This is a genomic window from Stutzerimonas kunmingensis (genome assembly GCF_014764705.1).
Classification (GTDB): Bacteria; Pseudomonadota; Gammaproteobacteria; order Pseudomonadales; family Pseudomonadaceae; genus Stutzerimonas.
The window spans coordinates 225,531-249,319 of the sequence record NZ_JACXXG010000001.1; the positions used below are offsets into that span (position 1 = coordinate 225,531).

A 23,789-nucleotide genomic window follows, 5' to 3' on the forward strand; every position below is an offset into this window, starting at 1 on the left:
CTCCTTCTCTCAGTGCAGCGATGCTTCGGCCTTCTCGATTGCCGCGAATTCCTCTTCCGGCGTGCCGGCCACCAGATGATGTCGACTGTAGATCGCAAAGTAGGCGATGAAGATCCCGTAGATGATCGCGGCGCCGATCACCACGCGAGGATCGACCAGGAAGCCCGCGATGACCGCGATGCAGGCCAGCACCAGCGCCACGCCCGAGGTGACGATGCCACCGGGCGTCTTGTACGGGCGTTGCAGGTCCGGCCGGCGCAGGCGCAGGACGATGTGCGAGGCCATCATCAAGACGTAGGAGATGGTTGCGCCGAACACCGCGACGAGGATCAGCAGGTCGCCCTGGCCGGTCAGCGACAGCAGGAAGCCGATCACGCCGGGGATCACCAGTGCCAGCACCGGCGCCTTGTTCTTGTTGGTCAGCGACAGCTTGCGCGGCAGGTAGCCGGCCCGCGACAGGGCGAAGATCTGCCGCGAGTAGGCATAGATGATCGAGAAGAAGCTGGCGATCAGCCCGGCCAGGCCGACCAGGTTGACGAAGCCGCTCATCCAGGTGGACGAGCCGTAGGCCGTGGTCAGCGCTTCCACCAGCGGGTTGCCGGATGCCACCAGGGTGCTGGAACCGGCGCCGCCAGGGCCGACCAGGAGGATCAGGCCGGCAAAGGCGACCAGTATCAGCATGGCGCCGATCAGCCCGCGGGGCATGTCGCGCTGCGGGTTCTTGGTTTCCTCGGCGGCCAGCGGCACGCCTTCGACGGCGAGGAAGAACCAGATCGCGTAGGGAATCGCCGCCCAGATGCCGACATAGCCGTAGGGCAGGAAATTGCTGGCGCCAGCAGCGGTGGTCGGCGCGATATCGAGCAGCTTGTCGACCGAGAAGTGCGGCACCATCGCCAAAATGAACACTGCGAGCGCCAGCGCGGCGATGGCGGTGATGATGAACATCAGCTTCAGCGCCTCGCCGACGCCGAAGATGTGGATGCCGATGAAGACGATGTAGAACGCCAGGTACACCATCCAGCCGCCGACGCCGAACAGCGACTCGCAGTAGGCGCCGATGAACACGGCGATGGCCGCCGGCGCGATGGCGTATTCGATGAGGATCGCCGTGCCGGTGAGAAAGCCGCCCAGCGGGCCGAACGCGGTGCGGGCGAAGCCGTAGCCGCCGCCAGCGGTGGGCACCATCGAGGACAGCTCGGCCAGCGAGAAACACATGCACAGGTACATGGTCGCCATCAGCAGCGTGGCGATGAACAGCCCGCCCCAACCGCCCTGGGCGAGGCCGAAGTTCCAGCCGGCGTAGTCGCCGGAGATCACGTAGGCCACGCCGAGGCCGACCAGCAGCACCCAGCCGGCGGCGCCTTTCTTCAGTTCGCGTTCCTGGAAATAGCTGCTGCCGACGGTTTCGAAATCGACGGTGTGTTGCGGGGGCGTTGAACTGCTGTGTTCGAGAGCCATGATCGTTCCTCGCAGGTGGTTGGCAACTCTCCCTAGCAAGCGTCATGCCCCGCGCCGCAAACCTGGCGGTTGCGGTGTTTTGTCAGCCAAGTCTGGCAGGAACGCACCTTTATCGAGCTTCGCGGCACCACGGCGGCGCTCGCAGGCGTCTTGTTCTAACCGGCGGCGGGCGCGGTGCCCGCCGCCTTCAGCCCATCAGAAGAAACCCAGCGGATTGATGTCGTAACTGACCAGCAGGTTCTTGGTCTGCTGGTAGTGGTCGAGGATCATCTTGTGGGTTTCGCGACCGACGCCGGACTTCTTGTAGCCACCGAACGCGGCATGCGCCGGATAGAGGTGGTAGCAGTTGGTCCAGACGCGACCTGCCTTGATCGCCCGGCCCATGCGGTAGGCGCGGTTGATGTCACGGGTCCAGACCCCAGCGCCGAGGCCGAACTCAGTGTCGTTGGCGATTGCCAGCGCCTCGGCTTCATCCTTGAAGGTGGTGACGCCGATCACTGGACCGAAGATTTCCTCCTGGAACACACGCATCCTGTTGTGGCCCTTGAGCAGGGTTGGCTGGATGTAATAACCCGAGGCGAGCGAGCCTTCGAGCTTCTCCGCTGCGCCGCCGGTGAGCACCTCCGCGCCTTCGCCCTTGGCGATCTCCAGGTAGGACATGATCTTGTCGAACTGCTGCTGGCTGGCCTGGGCGCCGACCATGGTCTCGGTGTCCAGCGGGTCGCCGCGCTTGATCTGCGCGACCTTCTTCATCACCGCTTCCATGAAGGGCGCGTAAATCGACTCCTGTACCAGCGCGCGGGATGGACAGGTGCAGACCTCACCCTGGTTGAAGAAGCCCAGCACCAGGCCTTCGGCGGCCTTCTCGATGAAGGTCGGTTCGGCCTGCATGATGTCCTCGAAGAAGATGTTGGGACTCTTGCCGCCCAGCTCCACGGTGCTCGGGATAATGTTCTCGGCGGCCAGCTTCATGATGTGCGAGCCCACCGGAGTGGAGCCGGTGAAGGCGATCTTGGCGATGCGCTTGCTGCTGGCCAGCGCCTCGCCGGCCTCCTTGCCGAAGCCCTGGACGATGTTGAGCACGCCCGGCGGCAGCAGGTCCCCGATCACCTCCATCAGTACGCTGATACCCAGTGGGGTCTGCTCGGCCGGCTTGAGCACGATGCAGTTGCCCGCGGCCAGCGCCGGGGCGAGCTTCCAGGCGGCCATCAGGATCGGGAAGTTCCACGGGATGATCTGCCCGACCACGCCCAGCGGCTCGTGGAAATGGTAGGCCGCGGTATGTTCGTCGATCTCGGCGCTGGTGCCTTCCTGGGCCCGGATGCAACCGGCGAAGTAGCGGAAGTGGTCGGCGGCCAGCGGGATATCCGCGTTCAGCGTCTCGCGCACCGCCTTGCCGTTGTCCCAGGTTTCGGTGACGGCGAGCATCTCCAGGTTCTGCTCGATGCGGTCGGCGATCTGCAACAGGATCAGCGAGCGTGCCTGCACGCTGGTCTTGCCCCACGCGTCGGCAGCGGCATGGGCGGCGTCCAGCGCCTTCTCGATATCGGCGGCGTCGGAGCGCGGAAACTCGGCAATCGGTTGTCCGTTAACCGGAGACAGGTTGGTGAAATACTGCCCGTTGACGGGTTCGACGAACTCGCCATTGATGAAGTTGCCGTAGCGGGCCTTGAGGGTAACGAGGGCACCGTCGGTGCCGGGAGGGGCGTAGATCATGGGGGGCTCCGGTTTTTTCTTGGATGGAGATTCGCTGCATAAAGCGTAGATCACGACTTGAATACTGTCGCGGTGGCCAGGGGCGCTTTTCGTGGCGGCAGGGCGAGCGCTGCCGCGCGGTCGGGCCGGGGCAGAAGCCCCGGCCCAGGGGCTCAGAGGGCGCTATGGAAGATCGCTTCGATTTCCTCTTGCGTGGCGCGGCGCGGGTTGGTCAGGCCGCAGGCATCGTTCATGGCGTTAGCGGCCAGCGTCGGGATGTCATCGGCCTTGGCGCCAAGCTCGGCCAGGCCGCCCGGAATGCCGATTGCCTGCGACAGGGTACGGATTGCCACGAGTGCGGCTTCGGCACCCTGCGCGGCGTCCAGTCCGCGGGTCTCCACGCCCATCGCGGTTGCAACGTCGCGCAGGCGTTCGGGGCAGACGCTGGCGTTGTAGCTCTCCACGTGAGGCAGCAGTACGGCGTTGCAGACACCATGCGGCAGATCGTAGAAGCCGCCGAGCTGGTGAGCCATGGCGTGCACGTAGCCCAGCGAGGCGTTGTTGAACGCCATGCCAGCGAGGAACTGCGCGTAGGCCATGTTTTCGCGGGCGGGCATGTCGCTGCCGTTCTCGACGGCGGTACGCAGATTTGTCGAGATCAGCTCGATGGCCTTGAGTGCGCAGGCGTCGGTGATGGGTGTGGCGGCGGTCGAGACATAGGCCTCAACCGCGTGGGTGAGCGCATCCATCCCGGTGGCTGCGGTCAGTCCCTTGGGCATTGCGACCATCAGTGCCGGGTCGTTCACCGACAGCAGCGGTGTGACGTTGCGGTCGACGATGGCCATTTTCACGTGACGGGTTTCGTCGGTGATGATGCAAAAGCGTGTCATCTCGCTGGCGGTGCCGGCGGTGGTATTGATCGCTACCAGTGGCATTTGTGGCTTGGCGGAGCGGTCCACGCCCTCGTAGTCGGCAATCTGTCCGCCATTGGTCGCGCATAGGGCGATGCCCTTGGCGCAGTCATGGGACGAGCCACCGCCGAGGGAGATGATGAAATCGCAAGCGCTGTCGCGTAGCTGTGCCAGGCCCTTTTCAACGTTGCCAACGGTTGGGTTGGGTTGGGCGCCATCGAATACGACCGATTGGATGTCCTGGGTGGCCAGCAGCGCGACAACCTTTTCGGCGACGCCAGCGCGTGCCAGTCCAACGTCGGTGACGATCAGCGCTTTGCGAAAGCCGTAGTTGGCGATAGCGACCATCGCCTCATCGAGGCTACCGGCGCCCATCATGTTCACTGCGGGGATGAAGAAGGTGCTGCTCATGGAGAATTCCCTTGTGATTGTCTGAAAGTGGTACTTGCAGCATCGCATCTGGACCGGGGGGCGAAATGATCTGGATCAAGAAGGTGACCGATCAGTCGCGTTTCGGCCCTGCGCCCGACTAACGGCGCCTGGTCGGCTGGGATGGCCTGCTGTGCTAACCTGCGCCGCAGTTTTCAGTGGGTCTCACCGGTTTTGAGGGCATCCATGCATATCCATATTCTCGGCATCTGCGGCACCTTCATGGGGTCGCTTGCGGTGCTGGCCAAGGAGCTCGGGCATCGCGTCACCGGCTCCGACGCCAACGTCTACCCACCGATGAGCACCCAGCTCGAAGCGCAGGGCATCGAGCTGACCCAGGGCTACGAGCCGAGCCAGCTCGAGCCGGCGCCGGATCTGGTGGTGATCGGCAATGCGCTGTCGCGTGGCAACCCTGCCGTGGAGTACGCGCTGAACAAGGGCCTGCCCTATGTCTCCGGCCCGCAGTGGCTGGCCGATCACGTGCTGCAGGGGCGCTGGGTCCTAGCCGCGGCTGGCACCCATGGCAAGACCACCACAAGCAGCATGCTCGCTTGGGTACTGGAGCACGCGGGCATGAGCCCGGGGTTCCTCATCGGTGGGGTTCCGCAGAACTTCGGCATCTCCGCGCGCCTGGGCGGCACACCGTTCTTCGTAGTCGAGGCCGACGAATACGACAGTGCCTTCTTCGACAAGCGCAGCAAATTCGTCCATTACCGCCCGCGCACGGCAATCCTGAACAATCTCGAATTCGATCACGCGGACATTTTCCCGGATCTCGCGGCTATCGAGCGGCAGTTTCACCATCTTGTGCGTACCGTGCCGAGCGAAGGGCTGGTCATCCATCCCGAGTCGGAGGCGGCGCTCAAGCGCGTGATCGGCATGGGTTGCTGGACGCCAGTGCAGACCACCGGTGACGGCGGCGAGTGGCAGGCCAAGCTGCTCAGCGCCGACGGTTCGCGTTTTGAGGTGATCTTCGATGGCGAGGTACAGGGCGTGGTGGACTGGCAGCTGACCGGTCTGCACAACGTCAACAATGCGCTGGCGACGCTCGCCGCGGCACGGCATGTCGGCGTGCTGCCGAAGCAGGGCGCCGAGGCGCTGAGCGAGTTCCTGAGCGTCAAGCGACGCATGGAAAAGGTCGCCGAGGTCAACGGCGTGACCATCTATGACGACTTCGCCCACCACCCGACCGCCATCGCCACCACCCTCGACGGCCTGCGCAAGCGCGTCGGTGATACGCCGATCATCGCGGTGGTCGAACCGCGTTCCAACTCCATGAAGCTCGGCGCGCATCGCGAGGGCCTGGCTGAATCCGTGGCGCTGGCCAACCAGGCGCTCTGGTACGCACCCGCCAATCTTGGCTGGGATCTGGCCGCAACCGTCGCCGGCTCGCCGGTGCCGACCACCGTGTGCGATTCGCTGGAGGCGATCATCGCCAAGGTGAAAGCTGACGCCGTGCCGGGCACCCAGGTGGTGGTGATGAGCAATGGCGGTTTCGGTGGGTTGCACGGCAAATTGGCTGAGGCGTTGAGCTGATTGCTCAAGGTGGAAAACGCTTTGCGGTTTTCCACCCTACGATGACCGTGGGTAGGGTGGAAATCGCCGAAGGCATTTCCACGCGGATCGCATCAGCGAGTAGGGTGGGCCGGGCGGCGTTCCGCTTCGGCCCGCCCGAACACGACCAAGCGGCTACAAGGGAACAAATGTATGAACGGACCGGAACGCATCACCTTGGCCATGACCGGCGCGTCCGGCGCGCAGTACGGCCTGCGCCTGCTCGATTGCCTGATCCAGGAGGACCGCGAGGTGCACTTCCTGATCTCCAAGGCCGCGCAGCTGGTGATGGCCACCGAGACCGATGTGGTGCTGCCGGCCAAGCCGCAGGCCATGCAGGCGTTCCTCTCGGAATACACCGGTGCTGCCGCCGGGCAGATCCGCGTGTTCGCCAAGGAGGACTGGATGGCGCCACCGGCCTCCGGCTCCGGCGCACCGACCGCCATGGTGGTGGTGCCATGCTCCACCGGCACGCTCTCGGCGATTGCCGCCGGCGCCTGCAACAACCTGATCGAGCGTGCCGCCGACGTCGCGCTCAAGGAACGTCGCCAGTTGATCCTGGTACCGCGTGAGGCCCCTTATTCGAGCATTCACCTTGAGAACATGCTCAAGCTATCCAACCTCGGGGTGACCATCCTGCCGGCCTCGCCGGGCTTCTATCACCAGCCGCAGACCATCGACGACCTGGTCGATTTCGTCGTCGCGCGCATCCTCAATCTGCTCAATATCCCGCAGGACATGCTGCCGCGCTGGGGCGAGCACCATATCGTCAGTGACGATTGAGATGATCGGCCGAGCGCTGCTACTCCTGGCGACGCTGAGCCAGCTCGGGGGCTGTGCCAGCGTGCGCACGCTGGATGCCGCCAAGCCCGGCGCACCGATCATCTACTCCGGCACGCGCCTGGACTGGTACAGCCTCAACGGCGGTTGCTGCCCGATGGATCGTTTCGGTGCCATGCCGCCGAAATATCCCGCGCTGGATCTGCCCGCCAGCGCCCTGGTGGATACGCTGCTGTTGCCCTTCGCCGTGGCGGCGGAGCTGGGTGTCGGCCTCGGCGTGCGCGGCGGTCTTTGAGCGGCGCGCCTTATTACTGATCTGGGTTCAGGCTGGCCTCCCGTGCAGCAGGCATAATTTCCCCGTCTGCGGCACAAGGAGAACAGGTGTGAAAGACCGAACTCAGTTCCACATGAATTACTGGATGATCGCCATTCTGGTGTTCCTCGGCCTGCAGTACCTGCTGTCGATCCAGCAGGAGGTGGCGACCATCCCCTACAGCGAGTTCGAGCAGCACCTCAAGGAGGGCCGCGTCGAAGAGCTGGCGATCACCGAGCGGCGCATCGAGGGCTTGCTGAAGGAGCCGCTGGCCAGCGGTCAGCGACGTTTCATCAGCAACCGCGTCGAACCGCAGTTGGCCGAGCATCTGCAGCAGTATCCGGTGCGCTACACCGGCAAGGTGGAAAGCACGCTGGTGCGTGACCTGCTGTCGTGGATCGTGCCGGCCATGCTCTTCTTCGGCATCTGGCTGTTCCTGCTCAAGCGCATCGGCAGCGGCCTGGGCGGCGGCGGCATGATGCAGATCGGCAAGAGCAAGGCGCGTGTCTATGTCGAGACCGACATGAAGGTGAGCTTCGCCGATGTCGCCGGCGTCGACGAGGCCAAGGACGAGCTCAAGGAAATCATCGAGTTTCTCCGCGATCCGCAAACCTATGGCCGCCTAGGCGGACGCATGCCCAAGGGCGTGCTGCTGGTCGGTCCACCCGGCACCGGCAAAACGTTGCTGGCGCGCGCCGTCGCTGGCGAGGCGAAGGTGCCGTTCTTCTCCATTTCCGGTTCCGAGTTCGTCGAGATGTTCGTCGGCGTCGGTGCCGCGCGGGTGCGCGATCTCTTCGAACAGGCGCGGGCCCAGGCGCCAGCGATCATCTTTATCGACGAACTGGATGCCCTCGGCCGCGCCCGCGGCGCCGGACCATTGTCCGGCGGGCATGACGAGAAGGAGCAGACGCTCAACCAGCTGCTGGTGGAGATGGACGGCTTCGATACCTCCAGCGGATTGGTCCTGCTGGCGGCCACCAACCGCCCGGAAATTCTCGACCCGGCCCTGCTCCGCGCCGGCCGTTTCGACCGCCAGGTGCTGGTCGATCGGCCGGACAAGGTCGGGCGGGTGCAGATTCTCAATGTGCACCTGAAGAAATCGAGGCTGGGCACCGATGTCGATCCGCAGGCCATCGCCGCGCTGACGCCGGGCTTTACCGGTGCCGACCTGGCCAACCTGGTCAACGAAGCGACGCTGCTGGCGACCCGGCGCAATGCCGAGGCGGTGGCGATGGAAGATTTCACTGCGGCTATCGAACGCATCATCGCCGGCCTGGAGAAGCGCAATCGCCTGCTCAACCCGCGCGAACGGGAGATCGTTGCCTATCACGAGATGGGCCATGCCCTGGTGGCCATGGCGCTGCCGGGGGTCGATCCGGTGCACAAGGTGTCGATCATCCCGCGCGGCATGGGCGCACTGGGTTACACCATCCAGCGCCCCATCGAGGATCGCTTCCTGATGACCCGCGACGAATTGGAAAACAAGATGGCTGTATTGCTCGGCGGGCGTGCGGCGGAGTGGCTGGTGTTCGCCCATCTGTCCACCGGCGCCGCGGACGATCTGGCCAAGGTCACCGATATCGCCCGGGCCATGGTCACCCGTTACGGCATGTCCAAGCGTCTCGGGCATCTGGCGCTGGAGCGTGAGCCGAACTCGTTCCTTGGCAACGAGGCGATGCTCGGCCTCAAGCCGCAACATGATTATGCCGAGAGCACCGCCACGGCGATCGACGAGGAAGTGCAGGAGCTGGTGCAGTCTGCATTCCAGCGCAGCCTGGGGTTGCTCGAGGAGCGGCATGAACTGCTTGAGCGCTGCGCGCGTCGGTTGCTGCAGCAGGAGACGCTGGATGCCGATGAGCTGCGTGAGCTCAGCGCGGCTCCAGCCAGCGATCCGGTACAGGAATCCCCTCAGGCCTGATGCGGCCTCAGGGCTGGCGAGTCAGTCGGGCTGGCGCTGGGCATGTTGCGCCAGCGCCCACTCGACATGCTCGCGTACCAGCTCCGAGGGGTCGTCGCGGCGCGCCTGGAGCGCTTCCAGCACCGGGATGCTTGACGGCGCGTTGCCCAGACCGACCGCCAGGTTGCGCAGCCAGCGCTGGTAACCGGCGCGGCGTAGCGGCGAACCCTCGGTGCGGCTGAGAAATTCCTCTTCCGTCCAGCGGAACAGGGTCGCCAGCTCGGCGTTGTCCAGGCTATGGCGTGGTTGAAAGTCGCTCTGCTCGGTGGGGCGGGCGAATCGGTTCCACGGGCAGACGATCTGGCAATCGTCGCATCCGAATACGCGGTTGCCGATCTTGTCGCGCAGCTCGACGGGGATCGCGCCTTTCAGCTCGATGGTGAGATAGGAAATGCAGCGTCGCGCATCGAGTAGCCGTTCGCCGACGAAGGCATCGGTGGGGCAGACGTCCAGGCAGGCGTGGCAGCTGCCGCAGTGATCGCGAGTCGTCGGTTCGTCGACCGGCAGAGCGATATCGACGAACAGTTCGCCGAGAAAGAACCAGCTGCCGGCCTTGCGGTTGAGCAGCAGGGTGTTCTTGCCGATCCAGCCGAGCCCGGCCTGCTGCCCGGCGGCCTTCTCCAGCACCGGCGCGCTGTCGACGAAGGCGCGAAAGCCGAACGGGCCGACCATCTGCTGAATGCGCTCGGCGAGCTGCTGGATGCGTTTTCGGATCAGCTTGTGATAATCGCGGCCCAGCGCATAGCGCGACACGTAGGCCTTCTCCGGGGCGGCCAGCTGCTGGGTCATGCGCGTGTCGCCGGGCAGGTAGTCCATGCGCAGGGAGATCACCCTGAGGGTGCCCGGTACCAGTTCGTCCGGTCGTGAGCGCTTGCTGCCGTGGGCGGCCATGTAGTCCATCTCGCCCTGATAGCCGGCCGCCAGCCAGGCGTCGAGGTGCGCTTCGTGCTCGCCGAGGTCAACATCGGTGATGCCGACCTGCTGAAAGCCGAGCTCACGCCCCCATTCCTTGATGGATTGGGCGAGGGCGGCGGGGTCGAGAGAGAGGCTGGACATTGGAGAGCGGCATGACAGGCGGGTGCGTATAATTCTGCCAGACATTCCGCCGCGATGATCCCTGCTCCGATGACCGATTCCCTGCCCGTCGCTCTGTATACCGCCGCCCAGGTGCGCGAACTCGATGCGCGCCTGATTGCCGCCGGCACTCCCGGTTTCGAATTGATGCAGCGTGCCGCTCATGCCGCATGGCGTGCGCTGCGTCGGCGCTGGCCGGATGCCGGGGCAGTTACCGTATTGGCCGGACGTGGCAATAACGCCGGCGATGGCTATCTGGTCGCGGCGCTGGCGCAGCGCTCCGGCTGGCAGGTGCGGGTGCTGGCGGTGGGCGATCCGCAAGCTTTGCAGGGCGATGCCGCGCAAGCCCTGGCCGAGGCACGGGCGAGCGGTGTGGTCGTCGAGCCCTGGCATGCCGAGGCGATGTTGCAGGGCGTGCTGGTGGATGCGCTACTGGGCACCGGCATTGCCGGTGACGTGCGCGAGCCATATGTCGCAGCGATCGAGGCGATCAATGCCAGTGCGCTACCGGTGCTGGCCATCGATCTGCCGTCCGGGCTCTGCGCCAACAGCGGGCGGGTGCTGGGTCACGCGGTGCGTGCCGATCTCAGTGTGACCTTCATCGGGCTCAAGCTCGGGCTGTTCACCGCGGACGGCCCGGATCGCGTCGGCACGTTGGTATTCGATGACCTGCAGGCCGATCCGCAGATCGTCAGTCAGGTCGCAGGCGACGCTGTACGCCTGGATCAGTCAACGTTGGTGCCTGTCGCGCCGCGCTCGCCGGTGGCGCACAAGGGCAGCTTCGGTCAGGTGCTGGTCATTGGCGGCGATCTGGGGACCGGCGGCGCCGCGCTGCTCAGCGCCGAGGCGGCGTTGCGCTGCGGCGCGGGCATGGTGACGCTGGCGACTCGTCCGGAACATGTCACCGCTGCGCTGGTACGACGCCCGGAAATCATGTGCAGTGGCGTCGAGTCGACCTATAGCCTGACCGCGCTGGTCGAGCGCGCCGATGTGCTGGTGGTCGGCCCGGGCCTGGGACAGGCTCCCTGGGGACGCAGCCTGCTGTCGCTGGCGGCGCAACATGAGTTGCCGCAGGTGTGGGACGCCGATGCGCTGAACCTGCTGGCGGCTGGCGGCATCGAATTGCCGGCGGCGAGCGTGATCACCCCGCACCCGGGCGAGGCTGCGCGGCTGTTGCAGTGCTCGGTAGCTGAAATCCAGGCTGATCGCCCCGCTGCGGCGCGTGCGCTGGCCCATCGCTACGCCTGCGTGGCACTGCTCAAAGGCGCCGGTACGCTGATCGCCGCCGCGGATGGTCGGCTGGCGCTGTGTGATCGCGGCCATCCGGCGATGGCCAGTGCCGGTTTGGGCGACGTGTTGGCCGGCGTGATCGGTGCGTTGCTGGCGCAAGACCTGACGCCATTCGACGCGGCCTGCCTGGGGGCGTGGTTACACGCCTCCGCTGGCGAGCGCTTGGGTGAGCAGGGGCGCGGACTCGCCGCCAGCGATCTGATTCCCGTGATTCGTCAGTTGCTCGAGGAGCAGTCGCCATGCCGGAAGTGAATCTGTATGCCGCGGACGAGGCTGCCATGCTCGCGCTGGGCGCACGCATCGCTCAGGCGACCGGCGGTCGTGGCGTCATCTATCTGCATGGCGACCTGGGTGCGGGCAAGACCACGTTGTCGCGCGGCCTGATTCGCGGCTTCGGTCATGCGGGCAAGGTCAAGAGTCCGACCTTCACATTGGTCGAACCCTACGAGTTGGGCGATGTGCAGGTTTACCACTTCGACCTGTATCGTCTGGTCGGTCCGGAAGAACTGGAGTTCCTCGGCATCCGCGACTATTTCGAAGGCAATCCGCTGTGCCTGATCGAATGGCCGGAGCGCGGGGCCGGCATTTTGCCAAAGGCCGACATGGACATTACCATTGCACCGCATGAGGCCGGCCGTACGCTGCGCCTGTCGCCCCACACCGCGCGGGGTGAAGCCTGGTGTGTCGCCCTGACCGACGGAGAGCTATGAATAACATGGGTTTGGGTATGCGCATTCGCACCCTGATTGGTGGACTGGTGCTGTTGCTGGTGGCAACCGACCTTCATGCCGCCAGCGATGTGCAGAGCGTGCGTCTGTGGCGTGCGCCGGACAACACCCGCCTGGTGTTCGATCTATCCGGCCCGGTCGAACACAAGATATTTACCCTTACCGCGCCCGATCGGCTGGTCATCGACGTGACCGGCGCGACGCTCAAGGCTGAGCTCGACAAGCTGCCGTTGAAGAACACGCCGGTCGCCTCTCTGCGCGCCGGCCAGCACGATGCCGACACACTTCGCGTGGTCGTCGATCTGCATGCGCCGGTAGCGCCGAAGAGCTTCAGTCTGGTGCCCAATCAGCAATACGGTCATCGCCTGGTGGTCGACCTCTTCGATCAGGCGACAGCCGCTCGCGCCGCGACCCAGCCGCCAGCCACCGCTACCCCGGCGACGCCCGCCGCGCCGGTTTCCCCGACCCTGCCAGCGGTGAAGCTGCCGGCTACGGCGAGCAGCAAGCGCGACATCGTGATCGCCATCGACGCCGGTCATGGTGGCGAAGACTCCGGCGCGATTGGCCCCGGCAAGATCTACGAGAAACACGTGGTGCTGCAGATTTCCAAGGAACTGCAACGGCAGATCAACGCCGACAAGGGTTTTCGAGCCGAGCTGGTGCGCACCGGCGACTACTTCATCCCGCTGCGCAAACGTACCGAGATCGCGCGCAAGAAGGGCGCTGATCTGTTCGTCTCGATTCATGCCGATGCCGCGCCGCGTTCGGCGGCCTACGGTGCCTCAGTGTTCGCCCTGTCCGACCGCGGCGCCACCTCGGAAACCGCGCGCTGGCTGGCCGACAGCGAGAACCGTTCCGACCTGATTGGCGGTGCCGGCAACGTCAGTCTCGGCGACAAGGACCAGATGCTTGCAGGTGTGCTGCTGGATCTGTCGATGACCGCCTCGTTGTCATCGAGCCTGAATGTCGGGCAGAAAGTATTGAGCAACGTGGGGCGCATCACCCCGCTGCACAAGCGGCGAGTCGAGCAGGCGGGCTTCATGGTGCTGAAGTCGCCGGATATCCCGTCGATTCTGGTGGAGACCGGCTTCATCTCGAACCCGTCAGAGGCCAAGAAGCTGCAGACGGCGAGCCACCAGCAGTCGCTGGCGCGCTCGATCCACAGTGGCGTAAGGCAGTTCTTTCATGAGAATCCGCCGCCTGGAACCTATGTGGCCTGGTTGCGGGATTCCGGCAAGATCGCCAGTGCGCCGCGCGAGCACGTCGTACGTTCCGGCGAGAGCCTGGCATTGCTCGCCCAGCGCTATCAGGTAAGCCTGACTTCCCTGCGCAGCGCCAACAATCTGCGCAATGATGTGATCAAGATCGGCCAGACGCTGAACATTCCCGCCACCACGCTGGCCTCGCAACCATGAGCGAGGTGCCGCGCATCCAGCTGCTAAGTCCGCGGCTGGCGAACCAGATTGCCGCCGGCGAGGTGGTGGAGCGCCCGGCCTCGGTGATCAAGGAGCTGCTGGAAAATAGTCTGGATTCGGGCGCGCGACGCATCGATGTGGACATCGAGCAGGGCGGGGTCAAGCTGCTGCGAGTGCGCGACGACGGCTGCGGCATTCCGCCGGACGATCTGCCGCTGGCCCTGGCGCGTCACGCCACCAGCAAGATTCGTGATCTGGAAGACCTCGAACGGGTCATGAGTCTGGGTTTTCGGGGCGAAGCGCTGGCTTCGATCAGTTCCGTCTCGCGTCTGACCATGACTTCACGCACCGCCGATGCCAGCGAGGCCTGGCAGGTGGAGACCGAGGGGCGTGAAATGGAAGCGCGGGTGCAGCCCGCGGCGCATCCAGTGGGCACCTCGGTGGAGGTGCGTGATCTGTTCTTCAATACGCCGGCGCGACGCAAGTTTCTGCGCACCGAGAAGACCGAATTCGATCACCTTCAGGAAGTCATCAAGCGCCTGGCGCTGGCGCATTTCGACGTGGCCTTCCATCTGCGCCACAACGGCAAGGTCGTGCTGGCGCTGCACCAGGCCGAAGACGATGCGGCGCGCGCGCGTCGTGTCGCTTCGGTATGCGGGCCGGCGTTCCTCGAGCAGGCGCTGCCCATCGAGATCGAGCGTAACGGCTTGCGACTGTGGGGCTGGGTCGGGCTGCCGACCTTCTCGCGCAGTCAGGCGGACCTGCAGTATTTCTACGTCAACGGGCGCATGGTTCGCGACAAGCTGGTGGCCCACGCGGTACGCCAGGCCTATCGCGATGTGCTATTCAACGGCCGGCACCCGACGTTCGTGCTGTTCCTCAATGTCGACCCGGCGGTGGTGGACGTCAACGTGCATCCGACCAAGCATGAAGTGCGCTTCCGCGACAGCCGCATGGTGCATGACTTCCTTTACGGCACGCTGCATCGTGCGCTGGGGGATGTGCGGCCGGAAGATCAGCTCGCGGCACCGGCCAGCGTCACGCCGATGACGCAGGTTTCCGGGCTGGCCGCTGGCGAGTTCGCCGGGCAGAACGAAATGAGTCTGGCGGCCAGCGTGCTTGAGCGGCCCCAGGATGATACGTCGCCCTGGCGCGGCGCAGGGGCCGGTTATCAGGCGCCACGGCCAGCTTCGGCCGGCTATACCGCCGAAGCTCAGGGTGCTTATCGCGAGTTCTTCACGCCGTTGCCCGAGAGCGGTCCCGCGGCACTGCCGGCGAGTCAGGATGACGTGCCGCCGCTGGGGTATGCGCTGGCGCAGCTCAAGGGCGTCTACATCCTCGCCGAAAATGCCCAGGGCATGGTGTTGGTTGACATGCACGCCGCTCACGAACGCATCACCTATGAGCGACTGAAAACCGCCATGGCCAGCGAAGGCTTGCGCGGGCAGCCATTGCTGGTGCCTGAGTCGATTGCGCTGAGTCAGCGTGAAGCCGACTGCGCCGAAGAGCACGGGCAATGGTTTCAGATGCTGGGTTTCGAGCTGCAACGACTGGGGCCGGAAACCTTGGCGATTCGACAGATCCCGTCGCTGCTCAAGCAGGCCGAAGCGACCCGGCTGGTCCGCGACGTGTTGGCCGATCTGCTTGAGTACGGCACCAGTGACCGTATTCAGGCCCATCTGAACGAGCTGCTGGCGACCATGGCGTGTCATGGCGCAGTGCGCGCCAACCGGCGGCTGACGGTGCCCGAGATGAACGCCTTGCTGCGCGATATGGAACATACCGAGCGCAGCGGGCAGTGCAATCACGGGCGTCCGACCTGGACGCAGCTCGGCATGGACGAGCTGGACAAGCTGTTCCTGCGCGGTCGCTGAGTAATCCTCGCGGCGAACCGTGCTTGCAGCTGGCCGCCTGTCGCCGGAAACTATGCGGCCAAGACCGTCGAGCTTCCTGATGTCCGCTCTCCCTCCTGCCATCTTCCTCATGGGCCCCACTGCGTCGGGCAAGACCGATCTTGCGTTGGAGCTGGCGCGCTTGCTGCCCTGCGAGCTGATCAGTGTCGATTCGGCGCTGGTCTATCGCGGCATGGATATCGGCACGGCGAAGCCGTCGGCTGAGGTGTTGGCCGAGTTTCCCCATCGTCTGGTGGACATCCTTGACCCGGCCGAGAGCTATTCGGCTGCAGAGTTCAGCGCAGATGCCCTGGCGGCCATGGCCGAGATCAGCGCGGCTGGCCGAATTCCTCTGCTGGTTGGCGGCACCATGTTGTATTTCAAGGCGTTGCAGGAAGGACTCGCCGATATGCCGGCAGCTGACCCGTTGCTACGTGCCGAACTCGAGGCGCTGGCCGCGACGCAAGGGTTGCAGGTGCTGCACGATCAGCTGGCCCAGGTGGACCCGGAGTCGGCAGCGCGCATTCATCCTAACGATCCGCAGCGGCTGGTACGCGCGCTAGAGGTATATCGCGTCAGCGGCTTGACCATGAGCGAGCACCGCGCCCGACAAAGGTCGCAAAAAGCCGTCGCAGACGCTCCAGGCTCAGGAGTCTTGCCTTATACTGTCGCGCAACTGTGCATCGCCCCCGCACAACGCCACATCCTGCATGAGCGCATCGAGAGACGTTTCCTGCACATGGTTGAACAGGGCTTTGTCGAAGAGGTCGAAGCCCTGAGGAATCGGGGTGATCTGCACCTTGGCATGCCGTCGATTCGAGCGGTTGGTTATCGTCAGGTCTGGGAATATCTGGACGGATCATCGACCCGAGAGGAAATGGTGGAGCGCGGCATCATCGCAACCCGGCAACTGGCCAAACGGCAGTTCACCTGGTTGCGAAGTTGGGGGGAGATGCACTGGCTGGACAGTTTGCCCCGCGACAATCTGCCGCGCGCATTGAAATACCTGCAATCGCTCTCCATATTAAGCTGACACTGCGAATTGACCGTCTATTCTCAGACAAGTGGATCGTCGGTTGTACTTTTAGAACACTAATGAAAACAGATCCTCTAAGGAGTGCGGCACATGTCAAAAGGGCATTCGCTACAAGACCCTTACCTCAACACACTGCGTAAGGAACGCGTCCCGGTTTCCATCTATCTGGTCAACGGCATCAAGCTGCAGGGCCAGATCGAATCCTTCGACCAGTTCGTCATTCTTCTGAAAAACACCGTCAGCCAGATGGTCTACAAGCACGCCATCTCCACTGTCGTTCCGGGCCGCCCTGTGCGCCTGCCGACCGCTGGTGATGCCGAGCAATCCGAGTCGAGCAACGACTGAGGTAGGTTTCTTTGTTCTTCGAACGTCCCGGTGGTGGTGAGCGGGCTATCCTGGTGCACCTGGACGGCCAGGACCCCGCGGCGCGCGAGGACCCTCAGGAATTCCAGGAGCTGGCGCGCTCGGCAGGCGCCGAGGCGGTTGGCTTCGTCAATGTCGCCCGGCATCAGCCGTCCGCCAAGTTCCTGATCGGCAGTGGCAAGGTCGAGGAGCTGCATGACCTCGTCAAGGATGGCGAGGCCGAGTTGGTGATCTTCAATCACACCCTGACGCCTAGCCAGGAGCGCAACCTCGAGCGAGCGCTCGAATGTCGCGTGCTTGATCGTACCGGTCTGATTCTGGATATCTTCGCCCAGCGCGCACGCACCCATGAAGGCAAGCTACAGGTCGAACTGGCCCAGCTTGAGCACATGAGTACGCGCCTGGTTCGCGGCTGGACTCACCTTGAGCGACAGAAGGGCGGTATCGGTCTGCGTGGCCCGGGTGAAACCCAGCTGGAAACCGACCGCCGCTTGCTGCGTGTGCGCATCCGGCAAATCAAGCAGCGTCTGGAAAAGGTCCGCGGTCAGCGCGAGCAGGCCCGTCGCGGGCGTCGTCGTGCCGATATACCCTCCGTGTCGCTGGTTGGTTACACCAACGCCGGCAAGTCCACCTTGTTCAATGCGCTGACCGAGTCGGATGTGTACGCGGCCAATCAGCTGTTCGCCACGCTCGATCCGACGTTGCGGCGGCTTGAGCTGGATGATGTCGGGCCGGTGGTGCTGGCCGACACCGTGGGTTTCATCCGTCATCTGCCACACAAGTTGGTGGAGTCCTTCAGGGCTACGCTGGAAGAGTCCAGCAACGCCGATCTTCTCTTGCATGTCATCGATGCGCACGAGCCAGAGCGCGATCAGCAGATCGAGCAGGTGCTGGCGGTGCTCGGTGAGATCGGCGCCAACGAGTTGCCGATGCTCGAGGTCTACAACAAGGTTGACCTGATGGAGGGCATCGAGCCGCAGATTCAGCGCGACGCCGATGGCAAGCCGCAGCGTGTCTGGGTGTCCGCTCGTGATGGATTGGGGCTGGATCTGGTGCGCCAGGCCATTGCCGAGCTGTTGGGCAACGATCTGTTTGTCGGGACGCTGCGCCTGCCGCAGCGGCTCGGGCGGCTGCGGGCGCAGTTCTTCGAGCTCAGCGCGGTGCAGCGGGAAACGCATGATGACGAGGGTGGCAGCCTGCTGGAGGTTCGCTTGCCAAGAATCGAATTGAATCGCTTGATCAGTCGCGAAGGGTTGCGGGTGGATGAGTTCATCGAGCAACACACTTTGCAATAAAGCCTCTAGTGGCAATTTTGCCGGTAGTTCGGGGCTTTCTGTAGCATTGGTGGGCGCGCCGTGGGCGCGCCTTTAGCTTTATTTGAATGGAGAGCGCTATGGCTTGGAATGAGCCGGGTGGCAACTCGAACAACCAGGATCCCTGGGGCAGTGGTGGCGGTGGCCGTCGCGGTGGTGGCGGTGGCGACCAGAAAGGCCCGCCGGATCTCGATGAGGCTTTCCGCAAGCTGCAGGACAGCCTGAACGGCATGTTCGGTGGCAAGAAGCGTGGCGGCGGCAGCAATTTCGGTGGCAGCGGCAAGCGCGGCGGCTTCGGTCTGGTTTGGATTGCCCTGGTCGTGCTGCTGGCCGTCTGGCTGTTCAATGCGATCTATATCGTCGACGAGCAGGAGCAGGCCGTCGTGCTGCGCTTCGGCAAGTATCACGAGACGGTCGGGCCGGGCCTGAACATCTACTTCCCGCCGATCGATCGCAAGTTCCAGGAAAACGTCACCCGCGAGCGTTCTTACAGCAAGCAGGGGCAGATGCTCACCGAGGATGAGAACATCATCGAGGTGCCGCTCACCGTTCAGTACAAGATCAGCAATCTTCAGGCATTCGTGCTCAATGTCGATCAGCCTGAAGTAAGCCTGCAACATGCGACCGACAGCGCCGTGCGGCATGTGGTGGGTTCGACCGCCATGGATCAGGTGCTGACTGAAGGTCGTGAAGTGATGGCTGGCGAGGTCAAGGAGCGCTTGCAGCGTTTTCTCGACAATTACGCCACAGGCATCGTCGTCACCCAGGTCAACCTGCAGAGCGCAGCCGCGCCGCGTGAGGTGCAGGAAGCGTTCGATGACGTGATTCGCGCGCGTGAAGACGAGCAGCGTGAGAAGAACCAGGCTGAGTCGTACGCCAATGGCGTGATTCCCGAAGCCCGCGGCCAGGCCCAGCGCATGCTGGAAGAAGCCAGTGGTTACCGCGACGCGGTGATTTCCCGCGCTCAGGGTGAGGCGGATCGCTTCAGCAAGCTGGTCGCCGAATATCGCAAGGCGCCGGAAGTGACGCGCGAGCGCCTGTATCTGGAAACCATGCAGGAAGTCATGAGCAATACCAGCAAGGTCATGGTGAGTGGTGACAGCGGGCAGAACCTGCTCTATCTGCCGCTGGACAAGATGATCAACAGTCGTGGTGCGAGCACGCCGGCTCCGGCCGGAGTTGCGTCGGGCGCGGCTACCCAGGGCACCCGTCTGCCGCCGGAGCTGGATCCGCGTGAAGTTCGTACGAGGGAGAGCCGCTGATGAGCAATAAATCCCTTACCGCCCTGATCGTGGGCGTTGTGGCGGCAATCGTTCTGTGGAACAGCTTCTACATCGTCTCGCAGACCGAGCGTGCAGTCCTGCTGCGCTTCGGTCGCATCGTCGAGCCTGATGTGAAGCCTGGCCTGCACATGAAGATTCCGTACGTGAACTCGGTGCGCAAATTCGATGCGCGACTGCTGACACTGGATACCACGACTTCCCGCTTCCTGACCCTGGAAAAGAAAGCGCTGATGGTCGACTCCTACGCCAAGTGGCGTGTGGATGATGCCGAGCGCTTCTACACCGCGACCTCGGGGATGAAGCAGATTGCCGATGAGCGCCTGGCTCGCCGTCTGGAGGCGGCGTTGCGTGACCAGTTCGGTAAGCGCACGCTGCACGAGTCCGTGTCCGGTCAGCGTGACGAGCTGATGGCTCAGGTCACAACCAGTCTGAACCGCGCCGCTCAACAGGAGCTGGGCATCGAAGTGGTCGATGTGCGCGTCAAGGGCATTGATCTGCCGCGGGAAGTCAATCGCAGCGTGTTCGAGCGGATGAGCTCTGAGCGTGAGCGTGAGGCTCGTGAGCATCGCGCCAAAGGTAAAGAGCTAGCCGAAGGTATCCGTGCCGACGCCGATCGTCAGCGCCGTGTCCTGCTGGCCGAGGCGTTCCGCGAGGCTGAGGAGCTGCGCGGTGATGGCGATGCTCAGGCTGCTGCCATCTATGCCGCGGCGTATGGTCAGGATCAGGAGTTCTATGCCTTCCATCGCAGTCTGCAGGCTTATCGCGAGAGCTTCTCCAGCAAGGAAGACGTGTTGGTGCTCGATCCGAAGAGCGATTTCTTCCGTTATCTGGAAAAGAGCAACTAGTTGATGGCGAGATGAAGGTTCCCCGGCGGCACGGCCGTGCCGTCGGGTGACCGTTAGAGAAAAGATTGCTATGATCCGCCAGCCGGGAAAATCCCGGCTTTTTTGCGTCTGTGCCCTTGAGGTCGCAGGCTATCCCAGGCATGCAGCGGTCATGCCGATCCCTTCACAGGGCATGGCTCGGATGCCATGGTTCGAATACAACTGCACGCGACCGAAGGCCGGCTAAGGCTGCTGCCGCGGTTTTCGTCTGGGCTTACCGGAACGAGAGGTGATTTCGCGAATGGCAACGGTAGACCGCTGGCTTTTGCCAGATGGCATCGAAGAGGTGCTGCCGCCGGAGGCGGCGCGTATCGAAACGGCGCGTCGGCGCGTGCTGGACCTGTTCCAGTGCTGGGGCTACGAGCTGGTCATCACCCCGCACGTGGAGTTTCTCGAGTCGTTGCTCACCGGTTCCGGGCAGGATCTGGATCTGCGTACGTTCAAGGTCATCGACCCGCTTTCCGGTCGCCAGATGGGGCTGCGGGCTGATATCACGCCACAAGTGGCCCGGGTCGACGCGCATACCCTGCGTCGCGAAGGTCCCAGTCGCCTGTGCTATGCCGGTAGTGTGTTGCATGCCAAGCCGCAGGCGCTTTCCACCTCGCGCAGCCCTATCCAGTTGGGGGCTGAGCTGTATGGCGATGCGTCTGCTGCCAGTGATATCGAGGTCATCAGTCTGATGCTGGAAATGCTCGAGCTTGCCGAGGTGCCGGATGTGCATATGGATCTCGGGCATGTGGGCATCTATCGTGGTCTGGCCAAGGCTGCCGGATTGAGCGGCGAAGCCGAGCAGCGGTTGTTCGATGCGCTGCAGCGCAAGGCGATGGATGAGATTGCCGAGCAGACTGCTGCGCTCGATCCTGCATTGACCGGCATGCTGCGCGCGCTGGCGCGGCTTTGCGGCGGACGGGAAGTGCTCGATCAGGCGTGTATGGCGCTGGCGGCTGCGCCCGCCGAGGTGCGGGCCGCGCTGGAAACGCTGACGGCCATTGCCGATCAGCTGGCGGCGCGTTATCCGGATGTGCCGCTGTATTTCGATTTGGGCGAGTTGCGTGGCTATCACTACCATACTGGAGTGGTGTTCGCGGTGTTCGTACCCGGCGTCGGTCAGCCGATCGCGCAGGGTGGTCGTTATGACGACATTGGTGCCGACTTCGGTCGCGCACGCCCGGCGACGGGTTTCTCCACCGACCTGAAGACGCTGGTCAGTCTGGGCAGTGCTGATCTTTCCGCGCCTGTGTCGGGCGTTTGGGCGCCGCAAGACGGCGAACCGGGTCTGTGGGATGCGGTCCGTCAGCTGCGGCGTCAGGGTGAGCGCGTGGTGCAAGCCCTTGATGGGCAGTCGCGAGCCGATGCTGCGCAGCTCGGCTGCGACCGGCAATTGCAATTGAAGGATGGTGTCTGGACGGTGGCTTCGCTGGCGTCCTGATGGTTGTGGCGCCGCGCTGCGGCGCTGGCCTGGTTTCGATTATCGCCGGTTGCGACCGGCATGCTTCGCCGAAGAGGACAGAGGGTTATGGGTAAGAACGTCGTGGTCCTGGGCACCCAGTGGGGTGATGAGGGCAAGGGCAAGATCGTCGATCTGCTGACCGATCAGGCGGCTGCGGTCGTGCGTTACCAGGGCGGCCACAATGCCGGACATACCCTGGTCATCGACGGTGAGAAGACCGTGCTGCACCTGATTCCGTCCGGCATCCTGCGTGACAACGTGCAGTGTCTGATCGGCAACGGCGTGGTGGTCGCTCCCGATGCGCTGCTGCGTGAGATCACCAAGCTGGAAGAAAAGGGCGTGCCGGTACGCGAGCGCCTGCGCATCAGTCCGTCCTGCACGCTGATCCTGCCGTACCACGTGGCGCTGGATCAGGCGCGTGAGGCTTCGCGCTCGGAAGGCAAGATCGGCACGACGGGTCGTGGCATTGGTCCGGCTTACGAGGACAAGGTTGCGCGTCGCGGCCTGCGCATTGCTGACCTGTTCAACCCGGAGCGCTTCGCGGTCAAGCTGCGCGAGCTGCTGGAATACCACAACTTTGTGCTGCAGAACTTCTACAAGGTCGAGCCGGTTGATTTCCAGAATACCCTAGATGAGGCGCTCGGCTACGCGGAAATCCTCAAGCCGTTGATCACCGATGTCACCGCCCGCCTGCACGAGCTGCGCAAGCAGGGCGCCTGCATCATGTTCGAGGGCGCGCAGGGCTCGCTGCTGGACATCGACCATGGCACCTATCCCTACGTCACCAGCTCCAGCACCACTGCCGGCGGCACTGCCACCGGTTCGGGCTTCGGTCCGCTGTATCTGGATTACATTCTCGGTATCACCAAGGCATACACCACGCGCGTGGGTTCCGGTCCGTTCCCGACCGAGCTGTTCGATGATATCGGTGCTCGCCTGGCCGAGCGCGGTCACGAGTTCGGTTCCACTACCGGCCGTGCGCGGCGCTGCGGCTGGTTCGATGCAGTGATCCTGCGTCGCGCCATCGAGATCAACAGTATATCCGGCATCTGCCTGACCAAGCTCGACGTGCTCGATGGTCTGGAAACCATCCGCATATGTATCGGTTACAAGGATCGTAACGGCGATGTTCTGGTTGACGCGCCGACCGATGCGGACAGCTATGACGGCCTGCAGCCGGTATACGAAGAGATGCCGGGCTGGAGCGAGTCGACTGTTGGTGCGAAGACCCTTGATGAGCTGCCCGCCAATGCGCGCGCGTACATCAAGCGTCTCGAGGAGCTGGTCGAGGCGCCGGTGGATATCATCTCCACCGGCCCGGATCGCAACGAAACCATTGTGCTGCGCCACCCTTACGCCTGATCTAGGCTGCAGGTACACAAAGACCGCCTTCGGGCGGTCTTCTTTTGTCTGGCGTGGCCGGCTATCGGAAGGGGTAGTTCAATCAGTTGCTCGCCGAAACGAAAAAACCGAGCCAGGGGCTCGGTTTTTTCTTGAAGAGTGGTGCCCAGGAGAAGACTCGAACTTCCACGGTGTTGCCACCGCTAGGACCTGAACCTAGTGCGTCTACCAATTCCGCCACCTGGGCACATTGCGATGATCGCTCACCGGCTTTTTGCCATTTCACCGATCAGATCGGCCGAAGTCGGCTTCTTCGTCTTGCATGAGACTCGCCATGTCGCAGCGGGTTTCATTTGAATAAGTGGTGCCCAGGAGAAGACTCGAACTTCCACGGTGTTGCCACCGCTAGGACCTGAACCTAGTGCGTCTACCAATTCCGCCACCTGGGCACTAGAAACGATGATACTAAGCCGTTTCCGTGTTACAACGTCTGCCAGACATTGTGGGCGCGAACTATACGGCTGAGGTTTGGCCTTGTAAACCCCTGATGGCGAAAAATAATTCGCGTGAAAGCTGCCGTCCGGGAGCGATTCGCGCTTCAATAGAAGAAGGGCGTTCTGGCC

19 protein-coding genes and 2 tRNA genes are annotated in these 23,789 nt (G+C 63.7%); 15 read left to right on the forward strand and 6 right to left on the reverse strand.

Annotated features, from left to right (window positions below):
- Nucleotides 1–9 precede the first annotated feature (9 nt).
- The 3 genes from eat to yiaY form a co-directional block, all read right to left on the reverse strand.
- Complete coding sequence (eat, locus tag IEG05_RS01105; RefSeq protein WP_191121516.1) at nt 10–1,458, reverse strand: ethanolamine permease; 1,449 nt, start codon at nt 1,456–1,458, stop codon at nt 10–12.
- Nucleotides 1,459–1,653: 195 nt separating this feature from the next.
- On the reverse strand, nt 1,654–3,174 hold the full coding sequence (gene exaC, locus IEG05_RS01110) for an acetaldehyde dehydrogenase ExaC (RefSeq protein WP_023101972.1): 1,521 nt from the start codon (nt 3,172–3,174) through the stop codon (nt 1,654–1,656).
- Between the two features lie 152 nt (nt 3,175–3,326).
- The gene (gene yiaY / locus IEG05_RS01115; protein ID WP_023101973.1) at nt 3,327–4,475 is read right to left on the reverse strand and encodes an L-threonine dehydrogenase; all 1,149 of its coding nucleotides are present in this window, start codon (nt 4,473–4,475) and stop codon (nt 3,327–3,329) included.
- A gap of 204 nt (nt 4,476–4,679) precedes the next feature.
- Between yiaY and mpl the strand changes: the two genes are divergently transcribed.
- The 4 genes from mpl to ftsH all read left to right on the forward strand — a co-directional run bounded on the left by mpl (nt 4,680) and on the right by ftsH (nt 9,058).
- Entirely contained in the window at nt 4,680–6,029 is a 1,350-nt protein-coding gene (mpl, locus tag IEG05_RS01120) for a UDP-N-acetylmuramate:L-alanyl-gamma-D-glutamyl-meso-diaminopimelate ligase (RefSeq protein WP_046619183.1), read from the forward strand.
- Nucleotides 6,030–6,200: 171 nt separating this feature from the next.
- Nucleotides 6,201–6,830 (forward strand): flavin prenyltransferase UbiX, encoded by a 630-nt coding sequence (gene ubiX, locus IEG05_RS01125; RefSeq protein WP_014819036.1) that lies wholly within the window; start codon nt 6,201–6,203, stop codon nt 6,828–6,830.
- Nucleotide 6,831: 1 nt separating this feature from the next.
- Nucleotides 6,832–7,122 carry a YceK/YidQ family lipoprotein gene (locus IEG05_RS01130; protein WP_014819037.1) on the forward strand — a complete coding sequence of 97 codons (291 nt, stop codon included), beginning with the start codon at nt 6,832–6,834 and terminating at the stop codon, nt 7,120–7,122.
- A gap of 88 nt (nt 7,123–7,210) precedes the next feature.
- Nucleotides 7,211–9,058 carry an ATP-dependent zinc metalloprotease FtsH gene (ftsH, locus tag IEG05_RS01135; RefSeq protein ID WP_046619186.1) on the forward strand — a complete coding sequence of 616 codons (1,848 nt, stop codon included), beginning with the start codon at nt 7,211–7,213 and terminating at the stop codon, nt 9,056–9,058.
- A gap of 21 nt (nt 9,059–9,079) precedes the next feature.
- On the opposite strand, the gene queG is transcribed toward ftsH, so the two are convergent.
- Nucleotides 9,080–10,153, reverse strand: coding sequence for a tRNA epoxyqueuosine(34) reductase QueG (gene queG / locus IEG05_RS01140; RefSeq protein ID WP_046619188.1), 1,074 nt, complete (start codon nt 10,151–10,153; stop codon nt 9,080–9,082).
- A 69-nt stretch (nt 10,154–10,222) separates the two neighbouring features.
- Here queG and IEG05_RS01145 point away from each other — a divergent pair, with 69 nt between their 5' ends.
- The 11 genes from IEG05_RS01145 (at nt 10,223) to IEG05_RS01195 (ending at nt 23,187) form a co-directional block, all read left to right on the forward strand.
- Nucleotides 10,223–11,713: a bifunctional ADP-dependent NAD(P)H-hydrate dehydratase/NAD(P)H-hydrate epimerase gene (locus IEG05_RS01145; RefSeq protein WP_046619191.1), complete on the forward strand. Its 1,491-nt coding sequence runs from the start codon at nt 10,223–10,225 to the stop codon at nt 11,711–11,713.
- Complete coding sequence (tsaE, locus tag IEG05_RS01150; protein ID WP_046619193.1) at nt 11,701–12,171, forward strand: tRNA (adenosine(37)-N6)-threonylcarbamoyltransferase complex ATPase subunit type 1 TsaE; 471 nt, start codon at nt 11,701–11,703, stop codon at nt 12,169–12,171. Before IEG05_RS01145 ends, tsaE begins: the two co-directional genes overlap by 13 nt.
- 17 nt (nt 12,172–12,188) lie before the next feature.
- Nucleotides 12,189–13,604 (forward strand): N-acetylmuramoyl-L-alanine amidase, encoded by a 1,416-nt coding sequence (locus tag IEG05_RS01155; RefSeq protein ID WP_046619337.1) that lies wholly within the window; start codon nt 12,189–12,191, stop codon nt 13,602–13,604.
- Nucleotides 13,601–15,478: a DNA mismatch repair endonuclease MutL gene (gene mutL / locus IEG05_RS01160; RefSeq protein ID WP_046619195.1), complete on the forward strand. Its 1,878-nt coding sequence runs from the start codon at nt 13,601–13,603 to the stop codon at nt 15,476–15,478. The genes IEG05_RS01155 and mutL overlap by 4 nt, the downstream gene beginning before the upstream one ends.
- Before the next feature lie 79 nt (nt 15,479–15,557).
- Nucleotides 15,558–16,529 (forward strand): tRNA (adenosine(37)-N6)-dimethylallyltransferase MiaA, encoded by a 972-nt coding sequence (gene miaA / locus IEG05_RS01165; RefSeq protein ID WP_046619198.1) that lies wholly within the window; start codon nt 15,558–15,560, stop codon nt 16,527–16,529.
- Nucleotides 16,530–16,622: 93 nt separating this feature from the next.
- Nucleotides 16,623–16,877 (forward strand): RNA chaperone Hfq, encoded by a 255-nt coding sequence (gene hfq / locus IEG05_RS01170; RefSeq protein ID WP_003298547.1) that lies wholly within the window; start codon nt 16,623–16,625, stop codon nt 16,875–16,877.
- Nucleotides 16,878–16,888: 11 nt separating this feature from the next.
- Entirely contained in the window at nt 16,889–18,190 is a 1,302-nt protein-coding gene (gene hflX, locus IEG05_RS01175; RefSeq protein WP_023443674.1) for a ribosome rescue GTPase HflX, read from the forward strand.
- 98 nt (nt 18,191–18,288) lie between these two features.
- Nucleotides 18,289–19,470 (forward strand): FtsH protease activity modulator HflK, encoded by a 1,182-nt coding sequence (gene hflK, locus IEG05_RS01180; RefSeq protein ID WP_014819046.1) that lies wholly within the window; start codon nt 18,289–18,291, stop codon nt 19,468–19,470.
- Nucleotides 19,470–20,336, forward strand: a complete 867-nt coding sequence (gene hflC, locus IEG05_RS01185) for a protease modulator HflC (protein ID WP_003298550.1) — start codon at nt 19,470–19,472, stop codon at nt 20,334–20,336. The genes hflK and hflC overlap by 1 nt, the downstream gene beginning before the upstream one ends.
- A gap of 280 nt (nt 20,337–20,616) precedes the next feature.
- Complete coding sequence (locus IEG05_RS01190) at nt 20,617–21,804, forward strand: ATP phosphoribosyltransferase regulatory subunit (RefSeq protein ID WP_046619199.1); 1,188 nt, start codon at nt 20,617–20,619, stop codon at nt 21,802–21,804.
- Nucleotides 21,805–21,891: 87 nt separating this feature from the next.
- The gene (locus IEG05_RS01195) at nt 21,892–23,187 is read left to right on the forward strand and encodes an adenylosuccinate synthase (protein ID WP_191121517.1); all 1,296 of its coding nucleotides are present in this window, start codon (nt 21,892–21,894) and stop codon (nt 23,185–23,187) included.
- Between the two features lie 139 nt (nt 23,188–23,326).
- Here IEG05_RS01195 and IEG05_RS01200 read toward each other — a convergent pair.
- Both IEG05_RS01200 and IEG05_RS01205 read right to left on the reverse strand, forming a co-directional pair.
- Nucleotides 23,327–23,413 (reverse strand) — tRNA-Leu (locus tag IEG05_RS01200).
- Nucleotides 23,414–23,528: 115 nt separating this feature from the next.
- Nucleotides 23,529–23,615 (reverse strand) — tRNA-Leu (locus IEG05_RS01205).
- Nucleotides 23,616–23,789 lie beyond the last annotated feature (174 nt).